The 14,009-nt window shown below is 62.3% G+C and carries 7 protein-coding genes, 2 tRNA genes and 3 rRNA genes; 5 read left to right on the forward strand and 7 right to left on the reverse strand.

Annotated elements, in window-relative coordinates; translation table 11 throughout:
* The 5 genes from UN84_RS00005 (at position 1) to rrf (ending at position 5,368) form a co-directional block, all read left to right on the forward strand.
* Positions 1 to 1,050 (forward strand): 16S ribosomal RNA (locus UN84_RS00005).
* Positions 1,051 to 1,122: 72 nt separating this feature from the next.
* A tRNA-Ile gene (locus UN84_RS00010) sits at positions 1,123 to 1,199 on the forward strand.
* A gap of 105 nt (positions 1,200 to 1,304) precedes the next feature.
* Positions 1,305 to 1,380, forward strand: a tRNA-Ala gene (locus UN84_RS00015).
* A 226-nt stretch (positions 1,381 to 1,606) separates the two neighbouring features.
* Positions 1,607 to 4,493 (forward strand): 23S ribosomal RNA (locus tag UN84_RS00020).
* Positions 4,494 to 5,253: 760 nt separating this feature from the next.
* Positions 5,254 to 5,368 (forward strand): 5S ribosomal RNA (gene rrf / locus UN84_RS00025).
* Together the 16S, 23S and 5S rRNA genes with 2 tRNA genes alongside form the textbook arrangement of a ribosomal RNA operon.
* Positions 5,369 to 5,767: 399 nt before the next feature.
* On the opposite strand, the gene UN84_RS00030 is transcribed toward rrf, so the two are convergent.
* From UN84_RS00030 to typA, 7 genes are all read right to left on the reverse strand, one after another.
* Entirely contained in the window at positions 5,768 to 7,069 is a 1,302-nt protein-coding gene (locus UN84_RS00030) for a branched-chain amino acid ABC transporter permease (RefSeq protein WP_046078511.1), read from the reverse strand.
* On the reverse strand, positions 7,069 to 8,073 hold the full coding sequence (locus UN84_RS00035) for a branched-chain amino acid ABC transporter permease (RefSeq protein WP_046078510.1): 1,005 nt from the start codon (positions 8,071 to 8,073) through the stop codon (positions 7,069 to 7,071). Before UN84_RS00035 ends, UN84_RS00030 begins: the two co-directional genes overlap by 1 nt.
* Before the next feature lie 31 nt (positions 8,074 to 8,104).
* Positions 8,105 to 8,809 (reverse strand): ABC transporter ATP-binding protein, encoded by a 705-nt coding sequence (locus UN84_RS00040; protein ID WP_035595723.1) that lies wholly within the window; start codon positions 8,807 to 8,809, stop codon positions 8,105 to 8,107.
* 139 nt (positions 8,810 to 8,948) lie between these two features.
* Complete coding sequence (locus tag UN84_RS00045) at positions 8,949 to 9,719, reverse strand: ABC transporter ATP-binding protein (RefSeq protein WP_046078509.1); 771 nt, start codon at positions 9,717 to 9,719, stop codon at positions 8,949 to 8,951.
* Between the two features lie 49 nt (positions 9,720 to 9,768).
* Positions 9,769 to 11,211 (reverse strand): sodium-dependent transporter, encoded by a 1,443-nt coding sequence (locus UN84_RS00050; protein WP_035595727.1) that lies wholly within the window; start codon positions 11,209 to 11,211, stop codon positions 9,769 to 9,771.
* 176 nt (positions 11,212 to 11,387) lie between these two features.
* A complete protein-coding gene (locus tag UN84_RS00055) occupies positions 11,388 to 11,705 on the reverse strand; it encodes a hypothetical protein (RefSeq protein ID WP_046078508.1) in 318 nt (105 codons plus the stop codon).
* Positions 11,706 to 11,884: 179 nt separating this feature from the next.
* Positions 11,885 to 13,711, reverse strand: a complete 1,827-nt coding sequence (gene typA / locus UN84_RS00060; protein WP_046078507.1) for a translational GTPase TypA — start codon at positions 13,709 to 13,711, stop codon at positions 11,885 to 11,887.
* Positions 13,712 to 14,009: the final 298 nt, after the last annotated feature.

The following is a 14,009-nucleotide window of genomic DNA, read 5'->3' on the forward strand; positions in this document are numbered from 1 at the left end:
GCAGAAGAAGCACCGGCTAACTCCGTGCCAGCAGCCGCGGTAATACGGAGGGTGCAAGCGTTAATCGGAATTACTGGGCGTAAAGCGCGCGTAGGCGGCTTGATAAGCCGGTTGTGAAAGCCCCGGGCTCAACCTGGGAACGGCATCCGGAACTGTCAGGCTAGAGTGCAGGAGAGGAAGGTAGAATTCCCGGTGTAGCGGTGAAATGCGTAGAGATCGGGAGGAATACCAGTGGCGAAGGCGGCCTTCTGGACTGACACTGACGCTGAGGTGCGAAAGCGTGGGTAGCAAACAGGATTAGATACCCTGGTAGTCCACGCCGTAAACGATGTCGACTAGCCGTTGGGGTCCTCGAGACCTTTGTGGCGCAGTTAACGCGATAAGTCGACCGCCTGGGGAGTACGGCCGCAAGGTTAAAACTCAAATGAATTGACGGGGGCCCGCACAAGCGGTGGAGCATGTGGTTTAATTCGATGCAACGCGAAGAACCTTACCTACTCTTGACATCGAGCGAACCATCCAGAGATGGATGGGTGCCTTCGGGAACGCTCAGACAGGTGCTGCATGGCCGTCGTCAGCTCGTGTTGTGAAATGTTGGGTTAAGTCCCGTAACGAGCGCAACCCTTGTCCCTATTTGCCAGCGATTCGGTCGGGAACTCTAGGGAGACTGCCGGTGACAAACCGGAGGAAGGTGGGGACGACGTCAGGTCATCATGGCCCTTACGAGTAGGGCTACACACGTGCTACAATGGCCGGTACAATGGGCTGCAATCCCGCGAGGGGGAGCTAATCTCATAAAGCCGGTCTCAGTCCGGATCGGAGTCTGCAACTCGACTCCGTGAAGTCGGAATCGCTAGTAATCGTGCATCAGAATGGCACGGTGAATACGTTCCCGGGCCTTGTACACACCGCCCGTCACACCATGGGAGTGGACTGCACCAGAAGTGGTTAGCCTAACTTCGGAGGGCGATCACCACGGTGTGGTTCATGACTGGGGTGAAGTCGTAACAAGGTAGCCGTAGGGGAACCTGCGGCTGGATCACCTCCTTAATCGACGACGTCACCGCCACCCGGCAAGTGTCCACAATGAATTATCTGATCGGCCAGAGCAAAAGACTGTTTGGGTCTGTAGCTCAGTTGGTTAGAGCGCACCCCTGATAAGGGTGAGGTCGGCAGTTCAAGTCTGCCCAGACCCACCAAAATTTGCGTAATACGTCGTTGCTTTTACTCTCGTGTAGCAGGCTACACGTCGACCAAAAGCGCCTCGTCTTACTCAAATTTCCATCGATCCTGATGGTGTCAGAGGGGCCTTAGCTCAGCTGGGAGAGCGCCTGCCTTGCACGCAGGAGGTCAGCGGTTCGATCCCGCTAGGCTCCACCACGCTCCACAGGGTCCTGCAGTCGGTTTTATGTGAATCCGCAGTCACAAGCGATCATTGCAAAAGGCAATGACACGTTTGTGACTGTCGATTGACAGTCGCTCTTTAACAATGTGAATCATGCTGACAAAGTCCCTCTCCTACCCGGGAGAGGGCATGAGATACGTCTCAAGCGTATCCGGCAATTGTCGTGGTTGTCATCGCGGATCAGACCCCTTGGGGTTATATGGTCAAGCGATGAAGCGCACACGGTGGATGCCTTGGCAGTCAGAGGCGATGAAAGACGTGGAAGCCTGCGATAAGGTTCGGCGAGGTGGCAAACAACCTGCGACCCGGACATCTCTGAATGGGGAAACCCACCTATCGTCAGATAGGTATCGTGCACTGAATACATAGGTGCACGAGGCGAACCGGGGGAACTGAAACATCTAAGTACCCCGAGGAAAAGAAATCAACCGAGATTCCCCCAGTAGCGGCGAGCGAACGGGGACCAGCCCTTAAGCGGGTGAAAGGTTAGGCGAATGAGTTGGGAAACTCAGCGATACAGGGTGATAGCCCCGTAGTCGAAAGCCTGATCCCGTGAAATCGAGTAGGTCGGGGCACGTGAAACCCTGATTGAAGACGGGGGGACCATCCTCCAAGGCTAAATACTCCTGACTGACCGATAGTGAACCAGTACCGTGAGGGAAAGGCGAAAAGAACCCCGGAGAGGGGAGTGAAATAGACCCTGAAACCGTGTGCGTACAAGCAGTGGGAGCGGGCTCGTCCCGTGACCGCGTACCTTTTGTATAATGGGTCAGCGACTTATATTCAGTGGCGAGCTTAACCGTATAGGGGAGGCGTAGGGAAACCGAGTCTTAACTGGGCGACCAGTCGCTGGATATAGACCCGAAACCGGGCGATCTATCCATGAGCAGGTTGAAGGTTGAGTAACATCAACTGGAGGACCGAACCAGGATCTGTTGAAAAAGATTTGGATGACTTGTGGATCGGAGTGAAAGGCTAATCAAGCCCGGAGATAGCTGGTTCTCCTCGAAAGCTATTTAGGTAGCGCCTCACGTATCACCGCCGGGGGTAGAGCACTGTTTCGGCTAGGGGGTCATCCCGACTTACCAACCCGAGGCAAACTCCGAATACCGGTGAGTGCAGCGTGGGAGACACACAGCGGGTGCTAACGTCCGTTGTGAAAAGGGAAACAACCCAGACCGTCAGCTAAGGTCCCCAAATCCTGGTTAAGTGGGAAACGATGTGGGAAGGCTCAGACAGCTAGGAGGTTGGCTTAGAAGCAGCCATCCTTTAAAGAAAGCGTAATAGCTCACTAGTCGAGTCGGCCTGCGCGGAAGATGTAACGGGGCTCAAACCAGGTACCGAAGCTACGGGTGCATCGAATGATGCGCGGTAGAGGAGCGTCGTGTACGCCGACGAAGGTGAGTCGAGAGGCTTGCTGGAGGTATCACGAGTGCGAATGCTGACATGAGTAACGATAAGGGGGGTGAAAAACCTCCCCGCCGGAAGACCAAGGGTTTCTGTTCGACGCTAATCGGAGCAGAGTGAGTCGGCCCCTAAGGCGAGGCCGAAAGGCGTAGTCGATGGGAAACGGGTCAATATTCCCGTACTTCACTGTATTGCGATGGGGGGACGGAGAAGGCTAGGTGAGCCAGGCGTTGGTTGTCCTGGTGAAAGTCAGTAGGCTGGGGAATTAGGCAAATCCGGTTCCCTAAGGCCGAGAGACGAGACGAACAGACTACGGTCTGGAAGTCATCGATGCCACGCTCCCAGGAAAAGCCTCTAAGCTTCAGATACAGTGGAACCGTACCCCAAACCGACACAGGTGGTCAGGTAGAGAATACCAAGGCGCTTGAGAGAACTCGGGTGAAGGAACTAGGCAAAATGGTGCCGTAACTTCGGGAGAAGGCACGCCGGTATTAGGTGAAGCCCCTTGCGGGTGGAGCTGACGCCGGTCGAAGATACCAGGTGGCTGCAACTGTTTATTAAAAACACAGTACTCTGCAAACGCGTAAGCGGACGTATAGGGTATGACGCCTGCCCGGTGCCGGAAGGTTAATTGATGGTGTTAGCGTAAGCGAAGCTCCTGATCGAAGCCCCGGTAAACGGCGGCCGTAACTATAACGGTCCTAAGGTAGCGAAATTCCTTGTCGGGTAAGTTCCGACCTGCACGAATGGCGTAATGATGGCCACGCTGTCTCCACCCGAGACTCAGTGAAATTGAAATCGCAGTGAAGATGCTGTGTACCCGCGGCTAGACGGAAAGACCCCGTGAACCTTTACTACAGCTTCACACTGGACGCTGATGTTGCTTGTGTAGGATAGCTGGGAGGCTTGGAAACCCGGTCGCCAGATCGAGTGGAGCCAACCTTGAAATACCAGCCTGGCATCATTGGCGTTCTAACTCCGGTCCGTTATCCGGATCGAGGACCGTGTGTGGTGGGTAGTTTGACTGGGGCGGTCTCCTCCCAAAGCGTAACGGAGGAGCACGAAGGTACCCTCAGCACGGTTGGAAATCGTGCAATGAGTGCAAGAGCATAAGGGTGCTTAACTGCGAGACAGACACGTCGAGCAGGTACGAAAGTAGGTTCTAGTGATCCGGTGGTTCTGTATGGAAGGGCCATCGCTCAACGGATAAAAGGTACTCCGGGGATAACAGGCTGATACCGCCCAAGAGTTCACATCGACGGCGGTGTTTGGCACCTCGATGTCGGCTCATCACATCCTGGGGCTGAAGTCGGTCCCAAGGGTATGGCTGTTCGCCATTTAAAGTGGTACGCGAGCTGGGTTTAGAACGTCGTGAGACAGTTCGGTCCCTATCTGCCGTGGGCGTTGGAGATTTGAGAAGTGCTGCTCCTAGTACGAGAGGACCGGAGTGGACGACCCTCTGGTGTTCCGGTTGTCACGCCAGTGGCATCGCCGGGTAGCTATGGTCGGACGGGATAACCGCTGAAAGCATCTAAGCGGGAAGCCTCCTTCAAGATGAGATCTCCCCGAGGCCTCGAGCCTCCTGAAGGGCCCAGCGAGACGAGCTGGTTGATAGGTCGGGTGTGGAAGCGCTGCAAGGCGTTGAGCTAACCGATACTAATGGCCCGTGAGGCTTGACCATATAACACCCAAGTGGTCTGTGACTGACAACAGACGACGGCGGATACGCGAGAGACGATCTCGTCAGCATGATTCGCATTGCCTTTTTCGCCTGACGACCATAGCGTGCGGGAACCACCTGATCCCATGCCGAACTCAGCAGTNAGTAGGTTCTAGTGATCCGGTGGTTCTGTATGGAAGGGCCATCGCTCAACGGATAAAAGGTACTCCGGGGATAACAGGCTGATACCGCCCAAGAGTTCACATCGACGGCGGTGTTTGGCACCTCGATGTCGGCTCATCACATCCTGGGGCTGAAGTCGGTCCCAAGGGTATGGCTGTTCGCCATTTAAAGTGGTACGCGAGCTGGGTTTAGAACGTCGTGAGACAGTTCGGTCCCTATCTGCCGTGGGCGTTGGAGATTTGAGAAGTGCTGCTCCTAGTACGAGAGGACCGGAGTGGACGACCCTCTGGTGTTCCGGTTGTCACGCCAGTGGCATCGCCGGGTAGCTATGGTCGGACGGGATAACCGCTGAAAGCATCTAAGCGGGAAGCCTCCTTCAAGATGAGATCTCCCCGAGGCCTCGAGCCTCCTGAAGGGCCCAGCGAGACGAGCTGGTTGATAGGTCGGGTGTGGAAGCGCTGCAAGGCGTTGAGCTAACCGATACTAATGGCCCGTGAGGCTTGACCATATAACACCCAAGTGGTCTGTGATCGACAACAGACGACGGCGGATACGCGAGAGACATATCTCGTCAGCATGATTCGCATTGCCTTTTTCGCCTGACGACCATAGCGTGCGGGAACCACCTGATCCCATGCCGAACTCAGCAGTGAAACCGCTCAGCGCCGATGGTAGTGTGGGAGTTCCCATGCGAGAGTAGGTCATCGTCAGGCACTTATACCGAGAAAACCCCGAGCCCAAAAGGCTCGGGGTTTTTTCATGTCTGGCCGACAGGCCGCGTATAGGTAGGGGGAGTTCCCCCTGGAGAGTATCGGCACGCCGACCGGGCTCCGTCAGGAACTTATCCCGGAAAAGCCCCGGCCTCATCTGAGGTCGGTTTTTTTCATTCGGGGCGATGAAAAAGAGAAGGCAAGGGCGTTCCTGGAGAGCACCGGAGCGCCGGCCGGATCCCCGTCAGGCACTTATTACCGAGATAACCCCGAGCCTGAAAGGCTTGGGGTTCTTCATGTCTGGACGGTCGAACAGGGTGCCGAGACTGAGCCTGGATCGATATCCAAAAAAACGCCCCGTCCTCTTCAGGAGGGCGGGGCGTTCGTGGACGGGATGAAGCGCTAGTCGACGTGCTTGGTCTTCTCGGGTAGCAGCCCCTTGGGCGCGAAGCGCAGCACCAGGGTGATCAGCAGGCCGATCACGAACACTCGGGCCTGAAGCGCGCGGCTGTCGAGGCTGGCCGGGGCATCCCAGCCGAAGGTGCTCTCGCCGAAGTGCACGGCCAGCTCCATCAGGAACAGCGCCAGCGGCTCAGACATCAACCAGATGATGTACACCGCCACGGCGCCGAAGATGGTGCCCAGGTTGTTGCCGGGGCCGCCGAGGATGACCATCACCAGCACCAGGAAGGTGTGGTTCAGCGGCAGGTAGCCCTGTGGGTCGAACAGGCTGTTGAAGCTCGCCAGCACGGCACCGCCAATGCCCATCAGGATGCAGCCCAGCACGAAGATCTCCAGGCGGCGTCGGTTGATGTTCTTGCCCATGGCCGCGGACGAGATCTCGTTGTCTCGAATGGCGCGGATCATCCGCCCCCAGGGGGCGTGGTAGGCGCGGTGCAGCAGGAAGAAGATCGCCGCGATCACCACCGCCGTCACCGACAGGTACAGCGCGCGGGCCAGGGTGAAGCCCACTTCGGCGGGGCCGGGCACCGGCCAGGGCAGCGGCGATACGGTGGCGGTGCCGCGGGTCAGCCAGTCGGAGTTCTTGAGGAACGCCTTGATGATCTCGGCGATGCCGATGGTGGCGATGGCCAGGTAGTCGCTGCGCAGGCCCAGGCAGACGTGGCCGATGAAGTAGCCCACGCCGCCGGCCAGGGCGCCGCCGACGATCCAGCCGACCCAGGGCGGCAGGCCCAGGCCGCCGACGAAGCCGGCCTGGGACTCGATCTGCCCGGTCACGCCGCGGAAGGCGCTGATCACTACCAGGTAGAGCACCACGGCCAGCACCACGGTGATGACGGTGCGCAGCTTCTTCGGCACGCCGATGCGGTCGAGCCGCGAAGCGCCGAACACCACCAGCGCGGCGCCGACGATATAGCCCAGCACCACGCCGAGCTCGCCGGGCAGCTCGGAGTCCCAGAAGGCCTCGTTGACTGGCACGCTGAAGAACATGGCGCAGAAGCCGCCCAGGGCGACGAAGCCCATGACGCCGGCATTGAACTGGCCGGCATAGCCCCACTGGATGGTCAGGCCCAGGGCCAGGATGGCGTAGCAGGCGGCCTCGACCAGCATGCGGGTGCTGTAGGCGGCGCCCATGATCCCATAGACGCCGAGCACGGCGATCAGCAGGGCCACGAAGATGACCACCTCGCGCAGCGGAAAGCGGCGCGGGGCGGCGACGGTATCGGTGCGTGTCGTGCTCATCAGATCACCTTGCCCTTGAAGATGCCGGTGGGGCGCCACACCAGGATGGCGACGAGGATGAAGAAGGGCACCACGATCTTGTACTCGGTGCCGACGAAGGCCAGGTTGCCGGGCAGCGACAGCCACTCGGGCAGGCTGTCACGGAACGGCCGGAGCAGGATGCCCCAGTTGAACACCGCCAGCGTCTCGGCGAAGCCGACCACGAAGCCGCCGGCGATGGCGCCGTAGGGGTGGCCCACGCCGCCGACGATGGCCGCGGCGAAGATCGGCAGCAGCAGGAAGAAGCTGAGGTCCGGCTTGAAGGTCACGTCCAGCGACAGCAGGGTGCCGGCGATGGCGGCCAGGCCGCCGGCGAGCACCCAGGTCACGGCAACGATGGTGTTGGTGTTGATGCCCGAGGCCTGGGCCAGCGAGGGGTTGTCGGACATCGCCCGCATGGCCTTGCCCAGCCGCGAGCGCGACAGGAAGAAGTGCAGTGCCACCACGCTGATCAGCGTCAGCGCGAACAGGTAGAGCTGCGGCTCGGTGATCACCACCGGCACTCGCACGCCCTCGATGGGCAGCGGAATGCGGAAGATCTCCTTGCGGTCGTCGACGTAGAGGCTCTCGCCGCCGGTGCCGGCGAACAGCCGGATCAGCCCCTGCAGCATCAGGGTCACGCCCAGCGAGGCGATGACCATGACGATCGGCTTCACGCCGTGGGCACGCAGCGGCTTGTAGAAGGTGCGGTCGATGCCCACCGCCAGCAGCGCGGTCAGCGCCATGGCCAGCGGCAGCATGATCAGCGGCGTGGGCACGCCGATGGCGGCGCCGGCCTGCGGGAAGAGGGTGGTCAGCAGCAGCACCATGAAGGCGCCGAAGGTCATCATGTCGCCGTGGGCGAAGTGGGCGAAGCGCATGATGCTGAAGATCAGCGTCACGCCCACCGCGCCGATGGCGTAGATCGAGCCGGCCACGCTGCCGGCGATCACCACGTTGTTGATGAAGAAGACGAGTTCGTTCACGGGGTCTCTCCGATGTGCCGTCGGGGCGGTCTCAGCCGCCGAGGAAGCTCTTGGCGACGTCCGGGTCGGCCAGCAGGGCCGCGCCGGTGTCGGTGAAGCGGTTCTGGCCGGCGGCCAGCACGAAGCCCTTGTCGGCGATGGCCAGCGCCTGCTTGGCGTTCTGTTCGACCATCAGGATGCCGACACCGGCGGCGTTGACCTCCTTCACCCGCTCGAAGATCTCGTTCATGTACAGCGGCGAGAGCCCGGCGGTGGGCTCGTCGAGCAGCAGCACCTCGGGCTCGGCCATCAGCGCGCGGCCCATGGCGACCATCTGGCGCTGGCCGCCGGAGAGCTCGCCGGCGGGCTGGTGGCGCTTGTCCTTGAGCGGCGGAAAGAACTCGTAGACCCGGGACAGCATGCGCTTGACGTTACCGGGCTTGAGGTAGGCGCCCATCTCCAGGTTTTCCTTCACCGAGAGGCTGGGGAAGACGTTGTATTCCTGGGGCACGAAGCCCATGCCCTTCTGCACGAGCTTGTTGGGCGGCAGGTTGTGGATGGGTTCGCCGCGCAGCAGGATCTCGCCCTGGCTGACGTGGAGCAGGCCGAACACGGCCTTGAGCATGGTCGACTTGCCGGCCCCGTTGGGACCGACGATGACGCCGATCTCGTCCGCCTCGATGGCCATGTCCACCCCGTTGAGGATGTTCATGCCGCCGTAGCCGCCGTGCACGTCGCGTGCGTCGAGTAGTGGCATAGCTGGTTCTCTGCGTTGTCGTTATCGGGCGGGATCCGGCCGCCCGTCGTTGTTGTTGCTGCGACGGGCATTCCTCGGGTGACGGGGAATGCCCTGGTGTCGCGGACCCGCTCCTTGAGCCCCGGGAGCGTCGGTGCCCCTAGGCCGCCGGAGAACCGAAGTAGGCCTCGATGACCTCGGGGTTGTTCTGGATCTCCTCGATGCTGCCCTCGACCATCACGCTGCCCTGGGCCAGCACGATCACCGGGTCGCAGAGCCGTGCGATCATGTCCATGTCGTGCTCGATGACCAGGAAGGTGTAGCCCATCTCGCGGTTGAGGCGCTCGATGTTGCCGACCAGGTCGCCGAGCAGGGTGCGGTTGACCCCGGCGGCGATCTCGTCCAGCAGCACGACCTTGGCGTCGGTCATCATGGTGCGGCCGAGCTCGAGCAGCTTCTTCTGGCCACCGGAGAGGTTGCCGGCCAGCTCGTTGCGCACGTGGTGCAGGCCGACGAAGTCGATCACCTCCAGCGCCCGGCGCCTCACCTCGGCTTCCTCGCGTCGCACCTGACCCGGCTTGAACCAGGAGGCGAACAGGTTCTCGCCGGCCTGGGCGGGCGGCACCATCATCAGGTTCTCCAGCGCCGTCATGTTCGAGAACTCGTGGGCGATCTGGAAGGTGCGCAGCAGGCCCTTGTGGAACAAGGCGTCGGCGGGGCGGTTGGTGATGTCCTCGCCGTCGAAGAGGATCTGGCCCGAGTCGAGCGGCAGGGCGCCGGCGATGATGTTGAACAGCGTCGACTTGCCGGCGCCGTTGGGGCCGATCAGGCCGGTGATCGAGCCTTCCTCGACCTGAAGGGAGCAGTCGTTGATGACCTGGAGGCCGCCGAAGGCCTTGTTGACGTGTTGGACGTCGATGATGGCGGACATGGTGCCCTCGTTATGCATTGTTCATTGTTATGGGGTGGAGCGAGGGGCCTCATGAGCCGTGGCGCTCCACCAGGAAGCTGTGTGCGGCGGCGAAGGCGCCGACGATCACCGCCGCGCCGATGGCCGGAACCCAGTAGCCCTGTACCTGGGGAATGCTGCGCAGGAACACGAAGGCCACGGCGGCCGGCGCCACGAAGCGTACCAGCAGGCGCCAGACCCGGAACCAGCTCGCGCCGGTGCGCATCTCCTTGGTCACTTCGCCATGGGTCAGTACCCAGCCGGCGAACAGCGCGATCAGCAGGCCGCCGAGCGGCATGAAGATGTTGGTGAGCAGCTCCAGCACCGCGAAGGGGCTGCGGCCGAACAGCTCGTGGAAGGGCGAGTCGCTGGCCCAGGCGTTGAAGCTGAACACCGTGAGCAGGCCCAGCGCCCAGCTGGCCACCACCATTGCGGACACCGCCTGGGGGCGGCTGAGGTCGAAGCGCTCGACCAGGTAGGCGGCCACCGGTTCGATCAGCGAGATCGCCGAGCTCAGCGCCGCGCCCAGCACCAGCAGGAAGAAGACGGCACCGAGCAGCGTGCCGCCGGGCATCTCGCCGAAGGCCAGCGGCAGGGTGACGAACATCAGCCCCGGGCCCTCGGCCGGGTCGAGCCCGGCGCCGAAGACCAGGGCGAAGATCGCCAGGCCGGCGACCAGCGCCACGGCGGTGTCGACGATGGCCACGGTGAAGGCGGTGCCGGTCAAGGAGGCGTCGCCGGACATGTAGGCCCCGTAGGCCATGATGGCCCCCATGCCGAGGCTCAGGGTGAAGAACGACTGGCCCATGGCCTCCAGCCAGCCCTCCAGGCTCAGATCGGCCAGGTGGAAAGTGAACAGAAAGTCCGCGGCGGCGGCCATGTCGCCGATCATCACCGCGTAGGCCAGCACCACCATCAGGATCACGAACAGTGCCGGCATCAGGATGCGCAGGCCGTTCTCGATGCCGCGGTGGACGCCGAGCCCGACGATCAGCGCCGAGGCGCCGATGAACAGGCTGTGGTAGAGCGCCAGCAGCGGCGGCGAGGCCAGCAGGACATCGAAGCTCGCGGCCACGCGCTCGGCATCGGCGTCGATCAGTCCACCGCTGAGCATCAGCCCGGTGTAATGAATCGCCCAGCCGGCGATCACCGAATAGAAGCTGAGAATCACGAAGGCCGAGACCGCGCCCAGCCAGCCGATGGATTCCCAGGCGCGGGAGGTGTGATGGGTGCGGGTCAGGAAGCGCATGCCCATGATCGGGCTGCGTCGGCTGTTGCGGCCGAGCATGGTCTCGGCGATCAGGATCGGGATGCCGACCGCGAAGATGGTCAGGGCGTAGACCAGCAGGAAGGCCCCGCCCCCGTTCTCGCCGGCCAGGTAGGGAAAGCGCCACAGGTTGCCCAGCCCTACCGCCGAACCGACGGCGGCGAGCAGGAAGGTGCCCTTGTGCGTCCAGACGTTGTTGGTGCTCATCGGTTCCCGGCGCTCGCGGCCTCGTGACTCGGGCCCCACGGCCACGAGCGGCCATGGGGGCTGCGTGGGGCGGTGCCGCCCCATGGTCGTCACTGTGCGCCAGACGCGGGGTACTTGACCAGATGGCTAGCGTTTAGGGGCCGTTGGCGATGGCGGATGGTAATCCGGTCGCCGGCTCAGTCGGGATCGTCGTCCGCCTCGGGGTGACGCGGCTCGAGCGCACGCAGGGCATCGGGCAGGCGCACGGTGTCGCCGAGCGCCAGGTCGCCGACGTGCTGCTCGCGGCGTCCGTTGTCGTCGGCGATCAGCGCAACCACCTCGCCGATGCTGGTGTCCTCGACGTGGGCGTCGACCCGCACCCGCACCGTGAAGCCGCGGAAGTGGGCGCTGATGATGCTGCCCTCGTGGGGCTCCGGGTAATCCTGGGGATGGTCCTGGTAGTAGCGCAGCACGCTGGCGCTGCCGGGATCGTCCCATTCGACGTGCTTGTGCATCGGGCTGGCCTCCATGGCGAATGCTGGAGCCTCAGCATAGTCCCCGGCCGGGGGGCGAGGCCACCGATGGAGGGAAAGGGCTGGCACGGCGGCCGCTGAAACGAAGGAGCCCGCCATGATGGCGGGCTCCTTGTGCGCAGCGAATCGCGGCGCTCAGACGCGCGGTGCGGCGAAGACGCTTACTTCTTCTTGGCGCGCTTGCGCTCGTTCTCGGACAGCAGCTTCTTGCGCAGGCGGATGTGGTTCGGGGTGATCTCCACCAGCTCGTCGTCGTCGAGGAACTCGATGGCCTGCTCCAGGGTGAAGCGGATCGGCGGGGTCAGCACCAGGTTCTCGTCGTTGCCGGAAGCGCGCATGTTGTCGAGCTTCTTGGCCTTGGTCGGGTTGACGACCATGTCCTCGGCACGGCTGTTGATGCCGATCAGCATGCCCTCGTAGACCTCGGTGCCGTGCTCGATGATCAGCTTGCCGCGGTCCTGCAGCGCGAACAGCGCGTAGGCCAGGGCCTTGCCGGAGACCATGGAGACCAGCACGCCGTTGCGACGCTCGACCGAGGCGTCCGGCTTGAGGTCGCCGTAGTGGTCGAAGCGGCTGGTCAGGATGCCGGTGCCCGAGGTCAGGGTCAGGAACTGACCGCGGAAGCCGATCAGGCCGCGCGCCGGGATGATGAAGTCGAGACGCACCCGGCCCTTGCCGTCGGGGTTCATGTTCTTGAGCTCGCCCTTGCGGTAGCCGAGCTCTTCCATGATGGCGCCCTGGTGCTGCTCCTCGCAGTCGATGATGACTTCTTCGTAGGGCTCCTGCTCCTGGCCGTCGATCTCGCGGATGATGACCTCGGGGCGGCCCACGGCCAGCTCGAAGCCTTCACGACGCATGCTCTCGATCAGCACCGAGAGGTGCAGCTCGCCGCGGCCGGAGACGATGAACTTCTCGGGGGAGTCGCCCTGCTCGACGCGCAGCGCCACGTTGTGGATCAGCTCCTGGTCGAGGCGATCCTTGATGTTGCGGCTGGTGACGAACTTGCCGTCCTTGCCGGCGAACGGCGAGTCGTTGACCTGGAAGGTCATGGACACGGTCGGTTCGTCGACGGTCAGCGCCGGCAGCGCCTCGACGGCAGACGGGTCGCACAGCGTATCGGAGATCGCCAGATCCTCGATGCCGGTGATGCAGATGATGTCGCCGGCGGTGGCTTCCTCGGTCTGCACGCGCTCGAGGCCGAGGTGGGTCATGACCTGGCCGATCTTGCCGCGGCGGGTGTTGCCTTCCTTGGAAACGACGGTGACCTGCTGGTTCGGCTTGACGCTGCCGCGGGTGATGCGGCCCAGGCCGATGACGCCGACGTAGCTGTTGTAGTCCAGTGCGGAGACCTGCATCTGGAACGGCGCTTCCAGCTCGACCTTGGGCGGCTCGACGATGTCGACGATGGCCTCGAACATCGGGCGCATGTCATCGCTCAGCTCTTCCGGCTCGGTGCCGGCGATGCCGTTGAGCGCGGAGCAGTAGATGATCGGGAAATCGAGCTGCTCGTCGGAGGCGCCGAGGTTGTCGAACAGGTCGAAGATCTGGTCGATGACCCAGTCGGGGCGGGCGCCCGGGCGGTCGATCTTGTTGACCACGACGATCGGCTTGAGGCCCTGGTCGAAGGCCTTCTGGGTCACGAAGCGGGTCTGCGGCATCGGGCCGTCGACGGCGTCGACCATCAGCAGCACGGAGTCGACCATGGACATCACGCGCTCGACCTCGCCGCCGAAGTCGGCGTGTCCAGGGGTGTCCACGATGTTGATGTGGTAGTCGCGGCCCTTGCCATCATCCCAGCGGATCGCCGTGTTCTTGGCCAGGATGGTGATGCCGCGTTCCTTCTCCTGGTCGTTGGAGTCCATGATGCGCTCCTGGCCTTCGGCCTTGCGGTCCAGGGTGCCGGACTGCTGGAGGAGCTTGTCGACCAGGGTGGTCTTGCCGTGGTCGACGTGAGCGATGATGGCGATGTTGCGAAGATTCTCGATCACGACGGGATCCTGCTGGGAAATTGGGGTGGCATTATAGGGTCAGGACCTCGACGCTACCAGCCTTGTAGCCGCCGGAATCCGGATCGTCGAGGTGTTTTTCGCCATGGGGCGCGTCGCACGGCGTCCGAACGGCGGAAGCGTCGGTTTGGTGCGCGAGAAAAGAAGGTGTGCACACGTTTGGTGCAAAGAGGCCTTCCAGGCTCCATTTTGGGGCGTTCGGCACGGCCTGGAAGGCGTCATGAGCGGGCATGGTACGGGGTGGTCGGCTTTGCACTCTCATGGAGCAATTTTTTTCTTC

The sequence above is a fragment of the Halomonas sp. HG01 genome, from assembly GCF_000968715.2.
Taxonomy (GTDB): domain Bacteria; phylum Pseudomonadota; class Gammaproteobacteria; order Pseudomonadales; family Halomonadaceae; genus Halomonas; species Halomonas halophila.